Annotated in this window: 19 protein-coding genes; 13 read left to right on the top strand and 6 right to left on the bottom strand. The window is 40.2% G+C overall.

The features are described 5' to 3' along the window. The first annotated feature begins 25 nt into the window (after positions 1-25). Positions 26-541: a hypothetical protein gene (locus tag NYR63_RS07485; RefSeq protein ID WP_279456975.1), complete on the top strand. Its 516-nt coding sequence runs from the start codon at positions 26-28 to the stop codon at positions 539-541. A gap of 82 nt (positions 542-623) precedes the next feature. Here NYR63_RS07485 and apxID read toward each other — a convergent pair whose 3' ends face one another. From apxID to apxIC, 4 genes are all read right to left on the bottom strand, one after another. Beyond that, on the bottom strand, positions 624-2,060 hold the full coding sequence (gene apxID / locus NYR63_RS07490; protein ID WP_279456976.1) for an RTX toxin T1SS ABC transporter adaptor subunit ApxID: 1,437 nt from the start codon (positions 2,058-2,060) through the stop codon (positions 624-626). An 8-nt stretch (positions 2,061-2,068) separates the two neighbouring features. Beyond that, the gene (gene apxIB / locus NYR63_RS07495; RefSeq protein ID WP_005618982.1) at positions 2,069-4,192 is read right to left on the bottom strand and encodes an RTX toxin T1SS ABC transporter permease/ATPase subunit ApxIB; all 2,124 of its coding nucleotides are present in this window, start codon (positions 4,190-4,192) and stop codon (positions 2,069-2,071) included. Positions 4,193-4,272: 80 nt separating this feature from the next. Then, positions 4,273-7,347, bottom strand: coding sequence for an RTX family hemolysin (locus tag NYR63_RS07500; protein ID WP_279456977.1), 3,075 nt, complete (start codon positions 7,345-7,347; stop codon positions 4,273-4,275). 10 nt (positions 7,348-7,357) lie between these two features. After that, entirely contained in the window at positions 7,358-7,876 is a 519-nt protein-coding gene (gene apxIC / locus NYR63_RS07505; RefSeq protein WP_279456978.1) for an RTX toxin-activating lysine-acyltransferase ApxIC, read from the bottom strand. Between the two features lie 295 nt (positions 7,877-8,171). On the opposite strand from apxIC, the gene NYR63_RS07510 reads away from it, so the two are divergent. The 5 genes from NYR63_RS07510 (at position 8,172) to NYR63_RS07530 (ending at position 13,399) form a co-directional block, all read left to right on the top strand. Then, entirely contained in the window at positions 8,172-9,212 is a 1,041-nt protein-coding gene (locus NYR63_RS07510; RefSeq protein ID WP_279456979.1) for an ABC transporter substrate-binding protein, read from the top strand. 106 nt (positions 9,213-9,318) lie between these two features. Next, positions 9,319-11,382 (top strand): ABC transporter permease, encoded by a 2,064-nt coding sequence (locus tag NYR63_RS07515; protein ID WP_279456980.1) that lies wholly within the window; start codon positions 9,319-9,321, stop codon positions 11,380-11,382. A 50-nt stretch (positions 11,383-11,432) separates the two neighbouring features. Next, entirely contained in the window at positions 11,433-12,479 is a 1,047-nt protein-coding gene (fbpC, locus tag NYR63_RS07520) for a ferric ABC transporter ATP-binding protein (protein ID WP_279456981.1), read from the top strand. Positions 12,480-12,746: 267 nt separating this feature from the next. Beyond that, positions 12,747-13,037, top strand: a complete 291-nt coding sequence (locus NYR63_RS07525; protein ID WP_279456983.1) for a nucleotidyltransferase family protein — start codon at positions 12,747-12,749, stop codon at positions 13,035-13,037. Next, entirely contained in the window at positions 13,034-13,399 is a 366-nt protein-coding gene (locus NYR63_RS07530; protein WP_279456984.1) for a HepT-like ribonuclease domain-containing protein, read from the top strand. Before NYR63_RS07525 ends, NYR63_RS07530 begins: the two co-directional genes overlap by 4 nt. A 167-nt stretch (positions 13,400-13,566) precedes the next feature. On the opposite strand, the gene mpl is transcribed toward NYR63_RS07530, so the two are convergent. Next, on the bottom strand, positions 13,567-14,931 hold the full coding sequence (mpl, locus tag NYR63_RS07535; protein ID WP_279456985.1) for a UDP-N-acetylmuramate:L-alanyl-gamma-D-glutamyl-meso-diaminopimelate ligase: 1,365 nt from the start codon (positions 14,929-14,931) through the stop codon (positions 13,567-13,569). Positions 14,932-15,053: 122 nt separating this feature from the next. Between mpl and fbp the strand changes: the two genes are divergently transcribed. Then, on the top strand, positions 15,054-16,058 hold the full coding sequence (gene fbp, locus NYR63_RS07540; RefSeq protein WP_279456986.1) for a class 1 fructose-bisphosphatase: 1,005 nt from the start codon (positions 15,054-15,056) through the stop codon (positions 16,056-16,058). Between the two features lie 72 nt (positions 16,059-16,130). Here the strand turns inward: fbp and NYR63_RS07545 are convergent, their stop codons facing one another. Continuing rightward, positions 16,131-16,865 (bottom strand): glutathione peroxidase, encoded by a 735-nt coding sequence (locus NYR63_RS07545; RefSeq protein WP_279456987.1) that lies wholly within the window; start codon positions 16,863-16,865, stop codon positions 16,131-16,133. Between the two features lie 124 nt (positions 16,866-16,989). Here NYR63_RS07545 and oxyR point away from each other — a divergent pair, with 124 nt between their 5' ends. The 6 genes from oxyR (at position 16,990) to tyrS (ending at position 23,558) form a co-directional block, all read left to right on the top strand. Beyond that, positions 16,990-17,883, top strand: coding sequence for a DNA-binding transcriptional regulator OxyR (oxyR, locus tag NYR63_RS07550; RefSeq protein WP_279456988.1), 894 nt, complete (start codon positions 16,990-16,992; stop codon positions 17,881-17,883). Then, positions 17,876-18,508 carry an HTH-type transcriptional repressor FabR gene (gene fabR, locus NYR63_RS07555; RefSeq protein WP_039709294.1) on the top strand — a complete coding sequence of 211 codons (633 nt, stop codon included), beginning with the start codon at positions 17,876-17,878 and terminating at the stop codon, positions 18,506-18,508. Before oxyR ends, fabR begins: the two co-directional genes overlap by 8 nt. Next, entirely contained in the window at positions 18,508-19,023 is a 516-nt protein-coding gene (locus NYR63_RS07560; protein WP_039709293.1) for a protein disulfide oxidoreductase, read from the top strand. Before fabR ends, NYR63_RS07560 begins: the two co-directional genes overlap by 1 nt. Positions 19,024-19,090: 67 nt before the next feature. Further along, the gene (rnr, locus tag NYR63_RS07565; RefSeq protein ID WP_279456989.1) at positions 19,091-21,445 is read left to right on the top strand and encodes a ribonuclease R; all 2,355 of its coding nucleotides are present in this window, start codon (positions 19,091-19,093) and stop codon (positions 21,443-21,445) included. A gap of 112 nt (positions 21,446-21,557) precedes the next feature. Next, positions 21,558-22,022 carry a hypothetical protein gene (locus tag NYR63_RS07570; RefSeq protein ID WP_039709590.1) on the top strand — a complete coding sequence of 155 codons (465 nt, stop codon included), beginning with the start codon at positions 21,558-21,560 and terminating at the stop codon, positions 22,020-22,022. A 345-nt stretch (positions 22,023-22,367) separates the two neighbouring features. Continuing rightward, positions 22,368-23,558, top strand: a complete 1,191-nt coding sequence (tyrS, locus tag NYR63_RS07575) for a tyrosine--tRNA ligase (protein ID WP_279456990.1) — start codon at positions 22,368-22,370, stop codon at positions 23,556-23,558. The last annotated feature ends 40 nt before the right edge of the window (positions 23,559-23,598 follow it).

Consider the following 23,598-nt stretch of genomic DNA (forward strand, 5'->3'; position numbering starts at 1 on the left):
TTTAGCACTCATCACGAGGTGAATTATGAAACACACTAAATTACTTAGCATGGCAGTAGCATCACTCTTTTTAGCCCTTAATGCTCAAGCTGAAGGCAATAAAATTCAACCGACGGTTGAACATAAAGCCGTAACCAAAAATGCACCTCTTTCCGCTAAAGAAGCACGTCTTAAACAATTTAACGACAGTATCGGATTACGCTTTTTTGGTTATGAATTGGCTAAAAATAAAGATGGGCAACCGATGGTAAGCTTTAAATATAGCATTGAGAATAAAACCAAACGTAATATTCGTATCGTCCAATGGGCGGTTAATTACGTTTATAATGATAAAGTTATCCTCACGCAAGATGCGCCCGTTACCTTTAAAGATAACTTAAAACGCCAAACTACGGCGGAACTTGCATTCGCCGTACCGGTTTCAGAATTACCACAGGAAGCTCAAGCCGTATTTCTGAACCCACAGGCACAGCTAACCGCGCAATTCGAAGCACGCCAAATCGTATTTTCCAACGGTGCTAAAATTATTGTAAATAAATAGTCTTTAACAAACGGCAAGCGGTCATATTTCATACGTTTTTTGCAAAAAAGTAAGGAAAATATGGCCGCTTGTTTTATCTGCTTTAGCGTTCTCTTAAACTCTCCGAGATTGATTCTTCCAACGGGCTGAGTAAATAACTAATAACGCTACGTTCTCCGGTTTTAATTTCCGCCGTCACACTCATACCTGATCCGAGTTCAATTTCTTTGCCGTCTTTGCCGGATAAAGTTTTTCTATCAATAGAAATAATCGAGTTAAAAACTAGACCGAGTTGCGGATGTTCGATGGCTTCCAGCGTAATATTTTTTACTTTACCCATTAAATAGCCGTAACGAGTATAAGGAAAAGTTTCTACTTTAATCACCGCATCCTGACCGACTTCGATAAAACCGATATCCTTATTTTGAATTAACGCCGTTACCTCTAAAACATCATCTTCCGGAGCAATTACCATCAAGGTTTCGGCAGTTGTCACGACGCCGCCTACCGTATGGGTTTTAAGTTGCTGAACCGTACCGGAAACCGGCGCACGAATCACCGAAGCAATTTGACGCTGCTCATTTTTTTCTAATTCGAGCGAAAGCTGTTTCTCCGCTTCAACATTTTGTTTCAACTTCTCCAGAATATCGGCTCTAAACAACTGAGTTATTAAATGTATTTCCTCTTTGGCTTGACGTAAATCGCTTTCCACTTCATTCAAACGAGATTTATACACCGCCAACTCATTTACCGCTTCGATATAACGATTTTCTTGAGTCAAGACATCATGTTTAGAAGTCGATTTCGAATTAAATAATTTTTTAAGATCTTTTAATCTTTCATTTTCAACTCGACTTATTCCCTCATATTTACGAATATTAGCTAGAACCGTTTGTTTTTCCGCTTCTCTACGTTGCAAAGCTAATTCTTTTTGATACTTTTGCTTTTGCCAAGCTTCAAATTGCTCGGTGATCAAATAACGAATTCTGGTTTTATCTTCTTCCGTAGCATGTTTAAATTCATCCTTTGTCAGTTCAATGAGTGGCAACCTATCCGCCGCAACCGCCTCTAATAAAATTTCATAACGATAACGTTCCAATTTAGTCAGTGATAACGAACTTTTGGTTTTTTGTTGATCCGCATCGGCTCCCAATGCGGTCAGGTGTAACAGCAACTGATCTTTCTCAACAAATTGTCCTTCTTGCACAAAGATTTCTTTAACCAAGGCGTTTTCAATCGGCTTAATTTCTTTGCTACGTCCGCTAAACGCTAATTTGCCCGTTGCGGTCGCCACAATTTCTACATGGCTGACAATTGAAATAACTAATGCCAAAAATAGGAACAACATAATTAAATAAGCGATCAATCTCGGTTTTTTTGACACCGGTGTTTCAATCAGCTCTAAGTGTGCAGGTAAAAATTCATTTTCATCCTTTTCTCGATCCGGTGTATCCAATTGATGACGAATTTTCCAAATCTCCGTCCAAACCGTTTTATAGCGTTGGAAAAACTCATATAAACCCATTAACCATGTTTTCATAAGTCCTCCTATTCTGATTGTAATTGGTGTAAGTAGTGATATAAGCCGTTTGGATCAGCAAGCAGCTCTTTATGCTTACCTTGTTCCACAATCTGACCTTTTTCCATCACAATAATACGGTCGGCATTTTTAACCGTAGATAAACGGTGCGCAATAATGATTACGGTTCTTCCCTTACAAATCTGATGCATATTACGCATAATAATATGCTCGGACTCATAGTCTAATGCGCTGGTCGCTTCATCAAAAATTAAGATTTTCGGGTTATTCACCAAAGCGCGTGCAATCGCAATACGTTGGCGTTGCCCGCCCGATAGTCCCGCACCTTGCTCACCAACAATCGTGTTATATCCCTCACGCAATTCAGAAATAAATTCATGTGCGCCGGCTAATTTTGCCGCATGGACAATTTTTTCCATTGGCATACCCGGATCCGCTAAGGCAATATTATCTCGAATACTACGATTTAATAGTACGTTATCTTGTAATACTACCCCGACTTGACGGCGTAACCAGTTCGGATCCGCCAATGCCAAATCATGCCCATCTATTAATACCTGACCGTTTTCCGGAATATAAAAACGTTGAATTAATTTCGTTAAGGTGCTCTTCCCTGAGCCTGAACGTCCTACGATACCGATCACTTCACCTTGCTGAATCGATAAATTCACATCATTTAAAATCACCGGCGCATCCGGTTTGTAGCGGAAGCGTATATTACGGAAGGTAATATCGCCTTTAATTTCCGGTAACGCCAATTTTCCTTGATAGCTCTCGGTCGGAGAGTTTAAAACATCACCTAAACGCGTTACCGAAATTCCCACTTGTTGGAAATCTTGCCAAAGTTGCGCTAAACGAATCACCGGTGCAATCACTTGACCGGATAACATATTAAATGCGATTAATTGTCCGATACTTAAATCGCCTGAAATCACTAAATGTGCGCCTAGCCATAAGGTAATAACCATCACGACTTTTTGAATAAATTGTACACCTTGCTGTCCGATAGTAGCTAATGTGGTTACACGGAATCCCGCCGATACATAGCTGGCTAATTGCTTATCCCAGGTATTAGTCATTTGAGGGGTAACCGCCAACGCTTTAATCGTATTGATTGCAGTCACCGATTCCACTAAGAATGACTGATTGTCCGCACCACGTGCGAATTTTTCATCTAAACGGCGGCGTAAAATGGGGCTGATAAAAATCGACCACCCCATATAAAACGGTAACGAGCCTAAAATCACAAGAGTAAGTTTAGGGCTGTAATACCACATCACCGCAAAGAAGATAAAGGAAAACATTAAATCCAACACGGAAGTAAGTGCCTGTCCGGTTAAGAAGTTACGAATTTGATCGAGTTCTCGTACACGAGCCACCGTATCGCCGACTCGACGATTTTCAAAATAAGAAATAGGGAGTGCTAATAAATGTCTGAATAATCTTGCTCCCAACTCCACATCAATACGGCTGGTACTATGCGCAAAAATATAGGTACGTAAACCGTTTAGCACAATTTCAAACAGCACGACGATCGCTAATGCCACCGTAATCACATTTAAGGTTGAAAAACCTCGGTGTACCAAGACTTTATCCATCACGACTTGGAAAAAAAGCGGTGTAATTAGTGCGAAAATTTGCAAAAAAATTGAAACAATTAACGTTTCAATAAAAATCTTACGATACTTAATTACCGCCGGTATAAACCAAGTGAAGTCAAACTTTGCCAGCTTACCTACGATGGAAGCTCTTGATGCAACTAAAATCAGTTTTCCTTGGTATAAGCTCTCGAATTCCGCTTGTTCCAAAATGCGAGGATTATGCGTTTCCAAATCAAAAATTAAATATTTTTTTGCTTCATTATCAATTTTAGTCAAAATAAAATGTTTACCGTCTTCTCGCCATACAAGTGCCGGTAGTGCGATAAACGCCAAACGATCAATCGCTTTTTTTACTTGTTTTGCTTTAAGTTCTAATGATTTTGCGGCTAATAGCCAAGCGGTTAGATCTAAGCCTTTTCCTTCAAGGTCGAATTTATGTTTTAGTTCTTCCGGATTTACAGCAATATTATGGTACTGGGCTAAAATCGTCAGTGCGTATAATCCGTAGTCTTCTTCCCGATAAAAATCCATTTGCTCCTCCATAAATAAAATAGCAATCCTACACACCTAATATATATAGGATTGCTATTAATCATTTAAAAATAATTATCTTAAGCAACATTTGCTAAGGAACCTAAAATATTAGCTCCTCCATTATTAGTATTAGGAATCGATGGATTGCCTAAACCAATTGACGCTTTTCCATGTTCACCGGTAAATGCACCGCTAGAAGAAATAATTTTTTCTATTTCATTACTGATTGCGGTTAATTGATCTCTACCTCTTCTATAGTAATAGTTAGAAGTTAGGTAATATTCATTTTTTCTATGAGTATAATCATCAATATACTTCTCAAGAGATTCAATAGTGAAAACATTTCCGTCTTTATCAATAATCTCCTCAATTTTGCTATTTGAGCGATTTAAACCGTCATGTTGTCTAAACTCTTTAAACCAATTTTTAAGAATAATTTGCGATTCCGCATATTCAAGATTGTAGTTACCCGGAGCTAAAATAATATCGTCTCCTCTTCTGTAGTATGCCAATGAGTCAAAACTGATATCAGCTAAGAACAGTTTATCGAAATCTTGTGCTCGACCGTTCTCTTCATTGATTGTATGGATACCGTAACCGGAACGATAAACATATAAATCACTACCTGAGCTACCCTCTAAATGATCGTTACCTTCACCACCTTCTAAGTAATCATTACCTGAACCGGAGTAAAGTTTATCGTTACCTTTACCGCCTAGTAGCACATTATTCGTATCTACATCAATTGCGTATAACTCATCATCACCATCACCGCCGCTTAGATAATTATTTCCTCGGTTACCATATAATTTATCGTTACCGTTTCCTCCATAAATATGGTCATTTCCTTCACCGCCAGCGATAGTATCGTTACCGTCATCACCATATAGAATATCGTGACCTTCTCGACCTTCAATTTCATCATCTCCTGCCGCACCATGGAAAATATCGCTGAATTTACTACCAAAGAATTTATCTCGACGGTTGCTGCCGATAATCTCTTCAATTGAGTGTAGCTCATCTTTAGCAGAGATGTTGTTGACATAACCTAGCTCATAATCACGATATTGTAGTGTTTCCGTACGTTTCCCTACGGAAACATTTTGAGTTTTCACAACTTCTTTTAAAATTTTAACATCGCCGTTAAGTGATTTATTTACGATATATTCACCGGCTTTATCGGCTTTTGAACCGTCAAAGGTTAAATAACCGGTATCCGTTTTATCGTAATATGCCACGTCATAGCCTTCTCCCGCATATACAATCGAAGAACCCGATGAGATATAGATTCGATCATTGTTGTCGCCTAAATGTGATTCAATCGTTACTTGGCGTTTTGTACCATCAGGCGCAACGGCAAATTGAATTAACTGAGTATAATCGTAAATCGAGCTATGAGATTTAACTCCGGTAACCACCCATTTTTCTTTGCCTTTTACGAATAATTCCGTCATATATTCGTATTTGCCGGTTTTCTTACGTTCGCGAATTTCTTCACCGGCAGTTAAAACCGGAGTAATAAAGGTTAATAAAGTGGTTTTATTAATCTCTGAAAGATTGATCGTACCTTCAAGCGGATCAAATACCGTTTTATCGAACAGATCTCGATCTCGCTCTAAACGTTTACCTTCTTCAAAGAAATCAATATAAGCTTTACCGCTTTTCGTATGTGAACCTTTACGGGTAATACCTGCAAGCTCACCGATATTAGCATCCCAACGTTGCTGAGTAATTGCGACTACACGATCTACAGAGTGTTCTTTGTTATATTGAGATAAGATTTCAAATGAATCTTCTAAGAATGCAGAATGACGGGAGTCATATCCGTTCTCAAAATAATTTTTACCGTATTGAAGTTCCCATGCCTCAATTTTATCGGCAAGTTTAGTCGCTATACGTTCGAATATCGCTTGTTTAGAAGCATCTAAAATACCGGAAATAATACCCGTAATAGCACTTACCAAGGCTGCAACAGGCGCACCGATTAGTGAACCGGTTGCTGCTGCGCCTACTCCTGCAGAAGCTGCGCTAAGAACAGTATTAATTGTGGTTAAAGCCGCTTTAACCGCACCGGTTTCACGATAGAAAGACGCTAATAGGCTATCACCTTCATAACCGAATTTTTTAAAGCGTTCCGAATATTTATTGAGCTCATCCGCTCGTTTAAAATCATCTGCAATACTTAAGAATGAAAGAGGACTAATAGCTAATGCCACAACAGAAGCAATTAAACCGCCTGTCGCCGCTGTAGTAGATAAACCTGCCGCAACACGTTGTGCAATCACATATTGTGAAACGGCTTTACCGATATTCCCTATAATTTGAGTTGAAATTTCAAGACCTGCCGCCGCTTTTGTGCCGGCATCCGCATCTTTGTTACTTAAAATCAAAGATGCGGATGCAACCGATAAAATACCGCCAATCGCCTCAAATCCGGGACCCGCAATACTTAAATCGGGGATTTTATTTAATGCTTTCGATAAACCTTTAAGTTTGGTATTCGCTAATGCGTTACCTAATTTACCTAATTGCTCCGAAAAAGTATCAACCGTATCCGTCGCACTGGCAATGTTGTCAATTAATTGTGCGGTGAGATCGATACCGGCCTTAGCAAGGTCGGTACCAACATCTTCACCGTTTCTGCGACGTTTAAGGATACTGTCAAGTTCCATACCCGAAATAGCAGTACCTAAAAAACTTTGTAATGCGGATAATGCCGTTTGGGTTTTACTCAAACGCTGCCCCAATGCTTCTGCCGAACCACCGAAGGCATTCCCCAATTTTTGATTTTTTTGTAATAATTTATCGACTTGCGGTGCGAATAATGCGATGCCTCGTTCAGAAAACCCTAATAATTTTTCCGTAGAGCCGAACAATTCTTTAGTTAATGTAGTACCGTCTTTTTCAGAACGATGAACTTCAATTCCTAAAGCTTCCGCAGCTTTAACCAAATCATTTAAACTTGCACCGCTATTACCACCATAACCTTGATAATCTTTAGGAATATATAAGATAAATTTTTGACCTGTTTTTTTGACATAACCGGCACCTTGTTTAATGCCGTTTGCACCTGACTGCGCTAAGCCTTTAGTTGATTTATTCAGTGAATCAACTAATTTTTTAACTCTATCAATATGAGAATTTGTTGCCATTTTGTTCTCCTTAAGTATTTCTTAATGAAAATTTAAAGTCTTGTTTGTTTTTGATTTCACTCATTAATTCAAAGTGATATTGTTGAAAAATTTTACTTGCCAGTTTCTTATCAATTTTTCCTCCATGAAATTCTGAAATTTTCCCTACTCGAGAGTCCGGATCAACTCGAATAGCCCTAAATAGCTCATTAGGGAAGTTATCTCGCATATGTTTGTATAATGCGGCACTGTCTCCGAACGGTGCTATCCAATCTATAAACCATCGACGATCGCCGGAAGTCCAATCATCCGCAACTAGCGAGGCAACATCATCAAGGTATTTAATTTCATTTTCTAAATTCAAATTTGCCCAGCTACAAAATGCAATAGGAAAACCGTCACGCTTTAACAAAACATATTGATTACTCTCAATTGCGGGTAGCACATTAATTGCTAACAAAGAAAGCGGCCACTTTCGATGTAAAGGAGAACTTGCCCATAACCATGCCACCTCTCCTAAAACCTCAAATCCATTAATTTTTTTACTCATTCATCCCCCAGACTAGATTTATAACAATATTGCCGTTTGTCTGACTTAACCGTAAATACTTACCGATAAAAATAAAAAAAAGTAAGTTTTTTGATTATTTATATAATTTACCAATGCATTGCAAATAAGGTTTACATTATGGTTTTATAACAATATCGCTCATCAATCTCGTATTTTGTGAACTGCTTCACGGTATTTTTTATTCAATTACGGTAAATTAGTTTTAATAAGAAAAATGTGTTCGATTAAATCGCTCACATTTTGTTGGTTTACACTCAAAATGAGGTTATTGATTATGAAATTTGGGAAACTTTATTTAGCGGTTTCAACCGCATTACTTGGTGCGGGTTTAATGTTTAGTTCGGCTGCCCAAGCAAAAGGACGCTTAGTGATTTACTGTAGTGCGACTAATGTAATGTGTGAAAATGCAGCAAAAACATTCGAAGAAAAATATGATGTGAAAACCTCTTTTATTCGTAACGGTTCCGGCAGTACGTTTGCGAAAATTGAAGCGGAAAAAAATAATCCGCAAGCGGATGTTTGGTACGGTGGTACTTTAGATCCGCAATCGCAAGCGGGCGAATTAGGCTTATTGGAAGCATACCGTTCACCGAATATTGATCAAATTATGCCGAAATTCCAAGATCCGGCAAAAGTAAAAGGAAACTTAAGTTCAGCGGTGTATATCGGTATTTTAGGTTTTGCGGTAAATACCGAACGTTTGAAAAAATTAGGCATTGAGAAAATGCCGCAATGTTGGAGTGATTTAACCGATCCGAAACTAAAAGGTGAAATTCAAATCGCTGATCCGCAAAGTTCAGGTACAGCCTATACCGCGATCGCAACTTTCGCTCAACTTTGGGGCGAAGATAAAGCGTTCGATTACTTCAAACATCTTCATCCGAACATTTCTCAATATACCAAATCCGGTATCACACCGGCACGTAATGCCGCTCGAGGTGAAACCACAGTCGGTATCGGTTTCTTACATGACTATGCGTTAGAAAAAGAACAGGGTGCACCGCTTGAAATGGTTGTACCGTGCGAAGGTACCGGCTACGAGTTAGGCGGCGTAAGTATCTTAAAAGGTGCGAGAAACTTAGATAACGCTAAATTATTCGTTGATTTCGCTCTTTCAAAAGAAGGTCAGGAAACCGCATGGAAAAAAGGTCAAGCGTTACAAACCTTAACCAATACCACGGCTGAGCAATCTCCGCTTGCGTTCGATCTCACCAAACTTAAATTAATTGATTACAATTTTGAAAAATACGGTGCAAGTGACGAACGTAAACGCTTAATCAGCAAATGGGTTGATGAAGTAAAATTAGCGAAATAATTATTCGCCTTTTGATAAGCGGTCGTTTTTCGTAAAAAATTTGCAAAAAATCTGCGAAAAACGACCGCTTGCTTTTCGATATTTTTATTAGTTGTTGTGAGGCTATATGGATTCTATTACAAATAAAAGATCGCTGTTTGAATCTAGCCACTTTTGGATTCTGCTCTCACTTATTGCATTTATTGTGTTGCCTTCCAAAGCATTGGATTACGGTTTATTGGAAAGTACCTCAGATGAATTTTTAGATGCGATGGGTTGGTCTTCTGTTAATCTGACTATTCTATGGTTTTTACCTTTAATCGGTTTCTGGTTACTCCCTTCCTTAAAACTTTCGACCGAAGCCCAGGCAAAAGCGGAATTGGGTTTAATTTCATTTACATTATTATTCGCCTTTATTTCGGCAACGATTTATAAGGTCAGTATGGGTTATTCGGTCATTGTCTTGATTGCTACATTAACCGCACTTGCCACCTTTGCCTTTGCTAAGCTCAAAATGATGCAAGGCGATAAATTTATTATTGCGGCATTGCTCAGTATTATCTTGCTGATTTTCTTCTTTATCGTTTATCCGACTGTTGCGATTTTTATTTCAATGTTTTATGACGGCGAAACCTTCGCACCGGAACAAGTGGTCAGAATTTTAGGGCAGGGTTATATTGTTCGAGTAATCAGTAACTCTTTATTCCTTTCCGGCTTTGTCGGCATTGTTTCAACCGTTTTCGGTTTAGCGTTTGCGCTTTATACTACTCGTATCGCTCGCCGTACCGCCTTTATCGGGAAAATTTTCTCAATCCTACCGATTGTGACACCGCCGTTTGTGGTGGGTCTTGGCGTAACTTTAATGCTTGGTCGTTCGGGCTATGTGACCGAATTTTTAGATACCTATTTCGGTTTTAAAGATCATAACTGGCTGTATGGTTTTAACGGGATTGCTATCGCACAGATTCTCGCTTTTGCACCGATTTCATTTATGATTTTAGACGGTGCGTTAAAATCAATTCACCCTTCGATTGAAGAAGCGTCTTATACGTTACGAGCAAACCGTTATCAAACGTTCTATAACATTATTTTCCCGTTATTACGTCCGGCATTGGCTAATTCATTTTTAATCGTGTTTATCCAATCACTCGCCGATTTCAGTAACCCGTTGGTTTTAGGCGGTAGCTTTGACGTAATCGCCACCCAAATTTATTTCTATATTGCCGGCTCACAATTAGATTATGCTTCGGCAAGTACCTTAGGTTCAATGTTGCTGATTTTCTCATTATTGATCTTTATCGTTCAGTATATGTGGATTGGTAATCGCTCTTATGTGACCGTTTCGGGTAAATCTTATCGCGGCGATGTACAAGACCTACCAAGCGGTTTGAAATATACCATTATTGTAATGTTAGGTTTCTGGGTGGTGTTCAACCTTGCGTTATACGGCAGTATTTTCTACGGTAGCTTCACGGTAAACTGGGGGGTAGATTACACCCTAACCTTAAATAACTATGCGATGTTATTCGGGCAAGGTTTAAGTGACGGGGCGTGGCCGTCTTTAATCAATACCATGATTTACGCCGGTATTGCCGCACCGCTCACTGCGTTATTCGGTTTATTAATCGCTTATATTGTGGTGCGTAAAGATTTCCAAGGTAAGAAAACTCTTGAGTTCTTAACTATGCTGTGCTTTGCCGTACCGGGTACGGTTGCCGGTGTGTCTTATATTCTCGCCTTTAATGATGCGCCAATGTATATTACCGGCACCGGTATCATCATTATTATTTCAATGGTAATGCGAGATTTACCGATCGGTATGCGTGCGGCAATTGCGGGACTTGGGCAGTTGGATAAATCATTGGATGAAGCCTCATTATCATTAAAAGGCAGTTCGTTAAAAACCATTTGGTTTATCGTCTTCCCATTATTGAAACCGGCATTGTTATCCGCATTAGTGACCAGTTTCGTACGTGCGATGACAACCGTGAGTGCGATTGTGTTCCTTGTGACCGCAGATACCCGTGTTGCAACCGCTTATATTTTAAATCGTGTTGAAGACGGCGAATACGGGGTGGCGATCGCATACGGTTCAATCTTAATTGTTGTGATGATGGCGATTATTTTATTCTTCGACTGGATTGTCGGGGATACTCGTATCGCTAAATCCAAAGCGAAAAAAGCAGATTAATTCGTCCACGGGCGGTATGCTTGCCGTCCGCATATAAAAGGCAAAATATTATGAACAACGATTTCTTAGTACTGAAAAATATTACCAAATCTTTCGGTAAAGCAACGGTAATTGATAATTTAGATTTAGTGATTAAGCGTGGCACGATGGTAACCTTATTAGGGCCTTCCGGCTGCGGTAAAACCACGGTATTACGTTTAGTAGCAGGGTTAGAGAACCCGACAAGCGGTCAAATTTTTATTGACGGCGAAGATGTGACCAAATCTTCGATTCAAAACCGAGATATTTGTATCGTGTTCCAATCTTATGCACTATTCCCGCATATGTCGATTGGCGATAACGTCGGTTATGGTTTACGTATGCAGGGCGTAAGTAACGAAGAGCGTAAACAGCGAGTGAAAGAGGCATTGGAACTGGTGGATTTAGCCGGTTTTGAAGATCGATTCGTTGATCAAATTTCCGGTGGTCAGCAACAACGTGTTGCATTGGCTCGTGCCTTAGTGCTAAAACCGAAAGTGTTATTATTTGACGAGCCGTTAAGTAACTTAGATGCCAACTTACGCCGTTCAATGCGTGAAAAAATTCGTGAATTACAGCAACGTTTAGGCATTACCTCACTGTATGTAACGCACGACCAAACCGAAGCGTTTGCGGTTTCGGATGAAGTTATCGTGATGAACAAAGGCAAAATTATGCAAAAAGCGCCGGCAAAAGATCTTTATTTACGACCGAATTCTTTATTCCTTGCGAATTTTATGGGCGAATCAACCATTTTTGACGGTAACTTAAATCAAGGTACGGTATCTATCGGCGATTATCGTTTCCCGTTACATAACGCCGCTGATTTTAGTGTTGCGGACGGTGTATGTTTAGTCGGCGTACGTCCGGAAGCAATCCGACTTACCGCCACAGGCGAGGCCAGCCAACGTTGCCAAATTAAGAGTGCGGTTTATATGGGTAATCACTGGGAAATCGTAGCGAATTGGAACGGTAAAGAAGTTTTGGTCAATGCAAATCCGGATCAATTTGAACCCGACTTAAGAGAAGCATTTATCCATTTCACCGAGCAAGGTATTTTCTTACTGAAAAAAGAGTAACCCATAAAAATTAGATCATTAATTAAAAGGCTGATTCCGAGCTTTAAATCGAGATCAGCCTTTAATTTTACCAATGCGATACTGTACTTCACCAGTATATACTGGTACTTAATATGGAAAGCTTACAACATATCAAGTCGCTAAAATTTCCTGAAACTTGACTGAATTTGTACAAAATTCAAGATATATGTAAAAACAAATACCTACACAACCAAGAATTTTCAGCTATACTTTTTCTATAAGTTATCAACCGAAAGGAAGTAAGCTATGATCCCATCAAAACTTATCCAAGCTAAACACTCAGAAATTATGGCGGTCAGTCGTCAATTTGCTGTGGAAAATTTACGAGTATTCGGCTCCGTAGCAAAAGGGCTAGATACAGAAAATAGCGATTTAGATATTTTGGTAGATACAACCCCACAAACAACAATGTTTGACTTATGTGGTCTGCAGGTGGAATTAGAAGAATTACTCGGAATTAAAGTGGATATACTTACTCCTCGTAGTTTACCTGAGAAATTTCGTCAACAAGTTTTATCAGAAGCGAAAGTATTATGAGTGCAGAGTTTCGTATACCTGATTATTTAGAGAAAATTCGTTCTCTATGTTTGGATATTCAAGCCTTTGTAAAAGATATCCCATTAGAAGACTTTTTAGATGATAAACGTTCAGAAAATGCAGTTGCAATGAGCTTAGTAGCTATGGGAGAAATCGCTACGGTATTAAGTAATAAATATCCTGAATTTATTCAACAGTATGAACATATTCCTTGGCGTTATATGCGAGGTATGCGTAATGTCATAGCCCATGGTTATTTTGAGTTGGATTTTGTTGTTATCTATGAAACGGCAATAGAATCTGTACCAAAATTACTCGTGCAAGTCGAAAACTTACTTTTGGAATTAAATCATACTAATTAGTTGAGCATATAGGACTAAAATAGTTAGTAAAAAGTGACTTAGCCTTATTTTTGAATAATGAACAAAAAGTATGAATTTGAACTGTTTTATTGAAATAAATATTAGGAAAGAATTTAGAAAGCACAAGACGCAAGCAAATTGCTTGCGTCTTTATTTTATTAGGCGCATTACACTTTTAATGCTTGTAATAGTTTATTATGAATTCCACCAAATGCGCCGTTACTCATCACTAAAATATGATCTGTCGGTTTCGCTTCTTCTACAACCATTTTGACCAATTCATCTAAATCCGCCGACCATTTAGCAGGTTGAGTTAAATTATCCGTAATCACTGAAACTTCCCACGGAATTGTATCCGGTTGATAAACGAATACCGCATTCGCATCGGCTAAACTTGGTGCAATGTCTTCTTTATGCACCCCCATTTTCATCGTATTGGAACGAGGTTCAAGCACCGCTAAAATACGCTGCTCTTTACCCACTTTACCACGTAAAGCGTCAATAGTTGCCGCAATTGCGGTTGGATGATGAGCAAAGTCATCATAGACGGTAATACCATTCACTTCGCCTTTCACTTCTAAACGGCGGTTCGCATTAATAAACGAGCCGAGTGCTTCGCAAGCACCTGCTACCGATACACCGGCGTGATGTGCTGCGGCAATCGCCATCAAGGCATTGTGCATATTATGCGCCCCGATAATATTCCATTTTACTTCACTGGCTTTTTCACCTTTGTGGAATACTTCAAAATGCGAACAATCCGCTGAAATCGTTTTTGCAAACCACTGTTGATCTGCACCGATAAATTGCAACTCGCTGTAACTGCCCATTTTTAACGTATTTTGTACATTTTCATCCGCTATTGCAGAAAGAATGCAACCGCTGTTCGGCATCGTACGTACTAAGTGGTGGAACTGGCGTTGAATCGCTTTTAAATCATCAAAAATATCCGCATGGTCAAATTCAATATTATTGATAATTAACGTTTTTGGCGTGTAATGTACAAATTTAGACCGCTTGTCAAAGAACGCCGAATCATACTCGTCCGCTTCAATTACAAAAAATTTACTTGAACCGGCACGTGCCGAAATACCGAAATTACCGGCAACGCCACCGATTAAAAAACCGGTATCAATCTGATTTTGATCTAAAATCCACGCTAACATACCGGTGGTGGTCGTTTTACCGTGAGTGCCAGACACCGCCAGTACCCAGCGATCTTTTAACAGATGATCATGCAACCATTGCGGGCCTGAAGTGTAATTTAACTGATTATCCAATACATATTCTACGCAAGGATTGCCTCGGCTCATGGCGTTACCGATCACCACTAAATCCGGTGCAGGCTGAAGCTGCGCCACATCGTAATTCGGAATAATTTCGATGCCGTGATTTTCTAAAAATGTACTCATCGGCGGATAAACATTGGTATCCGATCCCGTGACCTTATAACCAAGTTCTCGAGCGATCATCGCCACACCGCCCATAAAAGTCCCGCAGATCCCCAAGATATGAATATGTTTCTGTGTCATAAATTAACCTTCATGTGAAAAATATGTGATCAATGTCACAAAATTGTTGTACCTTATTAGAGGTAACCGCAGTTTATCTCTATAATATATTTTATTATTCTAGCACAGCCCAAGGAGAAATTATGAAAACACTCGGCGAATTTATTATTGAAAAACAAGCGGAGTACCCAGAAGCGAAAGGTGAATTAAGCGGTATCTTATCTTCTATTCGACTCGCCGCTAAAATTATTCACCGAGAAATTAACCGTGCCGGTTTAAGCCTAGATATTTTAGGCGTTGCCGGTTCGGAAAATATTCAAGGCGAAGCACAAATGAAATTGGACGTGTTCGCTAACGAAACGATGAAAAAAGCGTTACTGGCACGTGAAGAAGTTGCCGGTTTTGCCTCCGAAGAAGACGATAACTTTGTGGCATTTGACAATGATCGTGCCAGAAATGCTAAATATATTCTAATGACCGATCCGTTGGACGGTTCTTCTAATATTGACGTAAACGTTTCGGTCGGTACGATTTTCTCTATCTATAAACGTGTTTCGCCGATTGGCTCGCCGGTGACAATGGAAGATTTTTTACAAGAAGGACGTAAACAGGTTGCCGCAGGCTATGTGACTTACGGTTCATCAACGATGTTGGTTTATACCACCGGTAACGGTGTAAACGGCTTTACCTATGATCCGTCGCTCGGTTTATTTATTCTTTCTCATCCGGATATGAAAATGCCGACGGAAGGAAAATACTATTCGATTAATGAAGGTCAGTACGTTACGTTCCCGATGGGAGTGAAAAAATTCATTAAATATTGCCAAGAAAGTGACGAAGCGACTAAACGTCCGTATTCATCACGTTATATCGGTTCATTAGTATCGGATTTCCACCGTAACCTATTAAAAGGCGGTATCTATATTTATCCGACATCAACCGTTTATCCGAAAGGTAAATTACGTTTATTATATGAAGGTAATCCGATGGCGTTCTTAGCTGAGCAAGCCGGCGGTATGGCAACAGACGGGTTTAATCCGATTTTAGATATTAAACCGACTCAACTTCACCAGCGAGTGCCGTTCTTTGTCGGTTCGACTGCGATGGTGAAACAAGCGGATAAATTTATGCAGGAATGTGCGGAATAATGCCGAGATAAACAAAAAACCGAACGCCTTAAAACGTTCGGTTTTTTTATATCAAGCGGTTAATTTTACCGATTATTTTGCAAAATAAGTTGCTAAATCGTCGCTGCCGCCGATGTATTTACCGCCGATAAATACTTGCGGAACAGATGTTTTGCCGGTAATTGCGCGAACCGAGATAGTTGAAGCGTCACGACCTAATACGATCTCTTCGAAAGTATAGCCTTTCTCTTTTAATAACGCTTTTGCTTTCGCACAGAACGGACAGCCCGGTTTAGTGATGATTGATACGGATTCTTTCGGTTCCCAGCCGGAAACTAAATATTTCATCATCGTATCCGCATCAGAAACTTTGAACGGGTCACCCGGTTCTTGCGGTTCAATGAACATTTTTTCAACTACGCCGTTTTTCACGAGCATAGAATAACGCCATGAACGTTTACCGAAACCTAAGTCTTCTTTTCCGACTAACATACCCATGCCTTCGGTAAATTCACCGTTACCGTCCGGAATTACCGTTACGTTTTCGGACTCTTGGTCTGCTTTCCATGCGTTCATTACGAATGTATCATTTACAGACATACAGATAATGTTATCCACACCCGCCGCTTTAAATTCGCACGCTAATTCGTTATAACGCGGTAAGTGTGTTGATGAACAAGTCGGAGTAAATGCGCCCGGAAGTGAAAATACGATAACGGTTTTGTTATCAAATAATTCCGCTGTCGTTACATCAACCCAAGCATCGCCTTGGCGTGTATGGAAGGTTACGTTAGGTACTTTTTGACCTGTCATATCTTTTAAAGACATAAAAATTCTCCTGTTTTACATAATGTTTTCAAAAACCGCACGCATTCTACACCTAAATGTGACATAATTCAGCCTATTTAATTAATAGGAAAACGGTCATCCTTTGATCTAATTAGGAGTGCTTGTGAATATTAGAGATTTAGAATATTTAATCGCTTTAGCAGACTATAAACATTTCCGTCGTGCGGCGGACGCTTGTAACGTCAGCCAACCTACATTAAGCGGTCAAATTCGCAAATTAGAGGACGAATTGGGTACGGTATTGCTTGAACGTACCAGCCGCAAAGTATTATTTACTCAAGCGGGTTTAACCCTCGTCGAACAAGCCAAAGCCGTATTACGTGAAGTAAAAGTGCTAAAAGAGATGGCAAGCAACCAAGGTAAAGAAATGTCCGGCCCCCTCCATGTCGGCATTATTCCGACACTCGGTCCGTATCTTTTACCACTTGTATTGCCGGCGTTAAAATCCACCTTCCCAGAGCTTGAGCTCTATATTTATGAGCTACAAACAACACAATTGGTTGATCAGCTTGAATCCGGACAATTGGATTGCGGTATCTTAGCCTTTGTAAAAGAAAGCGAACCTTTTATTGAAGTGCCTATTTTTGACGAGCAAATGCTGTTAGCGGTTTCTAATAAACATGAATGGGCGAATAAAAATAATCTCGATATTACCTGCTTAAAAGACAAAGAGTTACTCTTTTTAGATGACGGACATTGTCTCCGTACGCAAACACTTGATTATTGTTTGTCGGTCGGCGCCAAAGAAAGCACGCATTTCAAAGCGACTAATCTTGAAACATTACGTAATATGGTTGCGGCTAATGCGGGAATGTCACTTATTCCCGAATTAGCGGCGAAGCATTGCGAAGGGCTGAACTATCTCACTTTTGATGAACCTAAGCCTTACCGTACCGTCGGTTTAATTTATCGCCCGGGCTCACCGTTACGTATTCGCTATGAGCGTCTTGCCAAAGAAGTGGCAAAAATTATGAAACAAGAGAGAAGTAATGAGTAATATAGGCATTCGAGCTCAACAAAAAGAAAAGACTCGTCGTGCGTTAGTGGATGCGGCGTTTAACCAGTTAAGCGCGGAAAAAAGTTTTTCTAATTTAAGCCTACGAGAAGTTTCCAGAGAAGCGGGGATCGCACCGACTTCGTTTTATCGTCACTTTAAAGATTTGGACGAACTCGGCTTAGCGATGGTGGATGAAGCCGGTTTACTCTTACGCCAACTGATGCGCCAAGCTCGCAAACGAATTGCAACGGGGGGTAGCATCGTTGCCGTTTCAACCGACACGTTCTTTGAGTTGATTGCAGATCGCCCGAACGTGTTCCGTTTACTCTTAAGGGAAAGTTCCGGTACTTCACAAGCGTTTCGTACCGCCGTTTCTCGTGAAATTCAACATTTTATTGCCGAACTGACCGATTACATTGTGGCGAAAGATCCGAACAGTAGCCGTGAAATCGCTTATATCCAAGCCGAAGGATTAGTGACCATCGTATTTACAGCCGGTTCTTACGCACTTGATATGAATACGCAAGAGCGAGAAAAACTCAAAAAACGCGTGATTATGCAGTTAAGAATGTTAGCTAGAGGGGCGGCTTCTTATACTTACAGTCACGATAAGGAACACCAATAATGCAAAACAAACAGGCAATGCTTTCACGTTTCGGTAAAAACATTTTTTTCTACGGATTAATGTTTATCGTGCTAAGTACCGTGATTGATTGGTATCGCAAACCGCATGCGCCAAACGAATTTGCTCAGCAAGTTTTATATGATTTACAACAGCAGCCGAAAGTAATTGCTCAACTTAGTCACCAAAAACCGATGTTGTTGTACTTTTGGGGCAGTTGGTGTACTTATTGCAAATTCACTTCACCGGCGATTCAACAATTGGCCGATGAGGATATTTCCGTTTTAAGCATTGCACTTAAATCAGGTAATCCGCAGCAAGTTGCCGATTACCTTAAACAAGAAGATTACCGGTTTCCCGTTATCAATGATCCTAACGGCGAAATTTCCAAAAGCTGGGATATCCAAGCGACTCCGACGATTCTTATCATCAAAGACGGTAAAATCGTTCAACATACCACAGGGCTTACCAGCTATTGGGGACTTAAAGTCCGCCTTTGGTTGAGTAACTTAACTTAATACAAGCGGTCTGATTTGTAAATTTTTCTGCAAATCAGACCGCTTTAGCATATATAAAGAGAACATTATGATAATTGATCCGAATTACCAACAAGAAAACGAAAAGTACGAGAACCCCGTACCAAGCAGAGAATTTATTTTACAAACTATCCGAGAATTCGATGCGCCGATGAGCCGTGAAGAATTACTTGAAGCCTTTCATATCTATGATGAGGAACGTACCGAAGGGGTTCGCCGTCGCTTGCGAGCGATGGAAAATGACGGGCAATTAATCTTTACCAAACGCAAATGTTATGCTCTGCCGGAAAAAATGGATTTAATTAAAGGCACGGTTATCGGTCATCGTGACGGTTACGGCTTTTTACAAGTAGAAGGCGGAGAAAAAGGCGACGATTGGTTTATTCCGAATAACCAAATGGCACGTGTGATGCACGGTGATTTCGTACTTGCTCAACCGAACGGTACCGATCGTCGAGGTCGCCGTGAAGTACGTATCGTCCGAGTTTTAGAAGCACGTAAAAAACAAATTGTCGGTCGTTTCTTCCTAGAAAGCGGTATCGGTTTTGTCGTACCGGACGATAGCCGCATCACACAAGATATTCTTATTCCGGATGATCAGCGCATGGGCGCAAGAATGGGACAAGTGGTTGTTGTGGAATTGCAAGAACGCAAAGCAAGTTTTACTCGCCCGGTCGGTTTTATTACCGAAATCTTGGGCGATAACTTGGCTCCGGGTATGGAAATCGAAATTGCACTGCGTAACCACGATATTCCGCACGTTTGGCCGGAAGGCGTAGAAAAACAAATTCGTCAATTTAGCGAAGAAGTGCCGGAAGAAGCAAAAGCAGACCGTGTTGATTTACGTGATTTACCGCTAGTAACGATTGACGGTGAAGACGCACGAGATTTTGACGATGCCGTTTTTGCCAGAAAAGAAGGGGACGGTTGGCGTTTATGGGTAGCGATTGCCGATGTGAGTTATTACGTTCGTCCGAAAACCGCACTGGATTTGGAAGCGGCGAATCGCGGCAATTCGGTTTACTTCCCGAATCGAGTGATCCCTATGTTACCGGAAATTCTGTCAAACGGTTTATGCTCATTAAATCCGCAAGTGGACAGATTATGTTTGGTAGCGGAAATGACCGTATCGAAAAAAGGTGAACTGACCGGCTATCAATTCTATCAAGCGGTAATGAACTCGCACGCCCGCTTAACTTATACTAAAGTTTGGAAAATATTAGAAGGTGACGAAGCGTTACGTGAGCGTTATGCAACACTGGTACCGCATTTGGAAACTTTAAATGAGATGTTTAAAGTGTTGCAAAACACTCGTCGCTATCGAGGTGCGATTGAATTTGAAACGATTGAAAACCAATTTATTTTCAATCCGCAAGGCAGAATCGAACGTATCGAGCCGCTAATTCGTAACGATGCGCACAAAATCATCGAAGAATGTATGATTTTAGCGAATATTGCCGCCGCTCGTCTTGTCGAAAAAGCCAATGAACCGGCGTTATTCCGTATTCACGATAAACCGAGCGAAGAAAAGCTCACTAGTTTTAAATCCTTTATTAAAGAATGCGGGCTCACTTGGGACGTTGGGCTTGATCCGACACCAAAGGATTACGCCGTATTACTCGAACAACTCGCCGAACGTCCGGATCGCGAATTAATTCAAACTATGTTACTGCGCTCGCTCAAACAAGCGGTCTATTCAGCGGATAACGTCGGACATTTCGGTTTGGCTTTAACCGAATACGCCCACTTTACTTCACCGATTCGCCGTTATCCTGATTTGCTGTTACACCGTGCAATTAAATACTTGATTGAAAAGGGAAAAGGCAATACCAGACACTATACCGATTGCGGCGGTTATCACTATAAATTGGACGATATCGACCAATTCGGCGAGAAATGTTCGGCAGCCGAACGTCGGGCGGACGAAGCGACCCGTGAAGTGGCGGATTGGTTGAAATGCGAATTTATGCAAGATCATCTCGGCGAAGAGTTTGAAGGTGTGATTTCAAGCGTAACCGGTTTCGGTTTATTCATTAAAATCAACGAGTTATTGATCGACGGCTTGGTGCATATTTCAACATTAGACAATGATTACTATCATTATGATGCGGATCGCCAACGTTTAGTCGGTGGTAGCGGGGTTATTTATCGCTTAGGTGATCCGGTGAAAGTCAAAGTGATTAATGTCAATTTAGATGATAAGAAAATCGACTTTGCTTTGATTGATAATCTGCGTAAAGGTATCGCTGTCGGTAAAACTGCAAAACAGAAAGCCAAAACAGCCGGCGATAAGCCGATATTTAAAGAACCTAAAACAATGAAATCAAGCAAAAGTAAATCGAAAAAAGAAAAGGAAGCTACGAAAACAGCAGCAAAATCTTCTGATCGAAAACGTAAAAAATAGTGAATAAGCGGTAAGATTTGCAAAATTTCTTACAAACTCTACCGCTTGTCAGCCTCTCCATTTAAACTAAATAGCCTATTTATCTAGGCTATTTTTATCGGAATTTTATCTTATGACTAAATTTAAACTTATTTTATTAACCTCAACGCTGACATTCTTGTTCGCTTGTACTTCGTCCGTACCGAAAAAGAAAGCGAGAGCCAATTATCTCAAGGATAATATCAGCCAAGCGGAATTATCCAATGCCACGCATTATAAACGTTACTTCTATAGTTGTAGTAACCTTGAAACCGGTGCAAATTCTCATTTATCGACTTATTTCCCGCTTTCAAAAGAAAGCCGTCTAAAAGATAACTTCGGTTTCTATTTTCAATTGGACGGCGGCAAAGTAGAACCCTTTGATCACCTTGAAAATAAAACGCTTAATGCACGCGGTACTCGTTTTGAAGTCACCTATAATTCGTATTACCCGATTCAAGGCAACTATGTGGATTTAGTCGCCCGAGAGCAAGGTTCTACTTATTATAAAAATATTAACGGCATACGTGTTCCTTGGTTAGCTTGCCGAGAAAGTTAAACATCACGGTATTGCGATTAAAACTAGCGTATGTAACTTTTTTATCTATCTTAGACTTTTTGGTTCTTGTTTAAACTCGCTGAAAATCTTATTATTTTATCGCACAAATGATAAAGATTCTCATTTGTAAGAATTTGTAAAGGTACTTGCTTATAAAGATGAGAATTATTATCATTAAACCACTTCAAAAAATAATAGGTAATCACTCCAACTCTTACGCCTCATTCCCCCACAAAATGAGGCGTTTTTTTTCGTCTATAACCGATTAAACCTTATCAATTCCAATGTATCCCGTTATAATAGATAGCATTTTCATATTTAAGACAAGATATAAGGAATCATCAAATGGCTCAATCTATTGAAGCAACTTTAGCCGAATTGAAACGCGGTGTGGAAAATATTTATTCTGAAGAAGATTTAATTGAAAAGTTAAAAGAAAACCGTCCGTTACGTATTAAATTAGGCGCAGACCCGACAGCACCCGATATTCACTTAGGTCATACCGTTGTTTTAAATAAGCTCCGCCAATTCCAACAACTTGGTCATGAAGTGATTTTCTTAATCGGCGACTTTACCGGTATGGTCGGTGATCCGTCAGGCAAAAACTCAACTCGCCCGCCGCTCACTCGTGAAGACGTGTTACGCAATGCGGAAACCTATAAACAACAATTATTCAAAATCTTAGATCCGAATAAAACGCGTGTGGTCTTCAACTCCGAATGGTTGGGTAAATTAGGGACGGAAGGTATGATTCGCCTTGCCTCTAATTACACGGTTGCCCGTATGCTTGAGCGTGACGATTTCAAAAAACGTTTTACCAATAATCAATCTATTGCAATCCACGAATTTATTTATCCGTTACTTCAAGGTCACGACTCTGTTGCGTTAGAAGCGGATGTTGAGTTAGGCGGTACAGACCAAACCTTTAACTTATTAGTCGGTCGTGAGTTACAAAAATCAGCAGGTCAAAAACCGCAGGTAGCAATGACATTACCATTACTTGTCGGCTTAGACGGCGAGAAAAAAATGTCGAAATCACTTGGTAACTATATCGGTGTAACCGATGCGCCGAGCGATATGTTCGGTAAAGTGATGTCGATTTCAGACGAGTTAATGTGGGACTGGTACAATTTACTTTCATTCCGTCCGTTAGACGAAATCGCTCAATTGAAAGCGGACGTTGCGGAAGGTAAAAACCCGCGTGATGTGAAGATTCTTTTAGCGAAAGAGTTAATTGCTCGTTTCCACGATCAAGCGGCGGCGGATGCGGCGGAACAAGAGTTTATCAACCGTTTCCAAAAAGGCGCAATCCCGGATGAAATGCCGGAATTTACGTTTGAAGGCGAAATCGGTTTAGCGACTTTATTAAAAGAAGCCGGTTTAGTCGCATCAACTTCCGAGGCGATTCGTTCCGCACAACAAGGCGGGGTAAAAATCGACGGCGAAAAAGTAGAAGACGTTCGTCAAAATGCACAACAGGGTACGTTCGTTTACCAAGTCGGTAAACGTAAATTCGCCCGTGTAACGGTTAAATAAGTCTTAGATATAAACGAAAAGGAAGCCTAGGCTTCCTTTT

Origin of the sequence: Actinobacillus genomosp. 1 (assembly GCF_029774175.1) — a bacterium.
In the GTDB taxonomy this organism is placed as follows: Bacteria; Pseudomonadota; Gammaproteobacteria; order Enterobacterales; family Pasteurellaceae; genus Actinobacillus.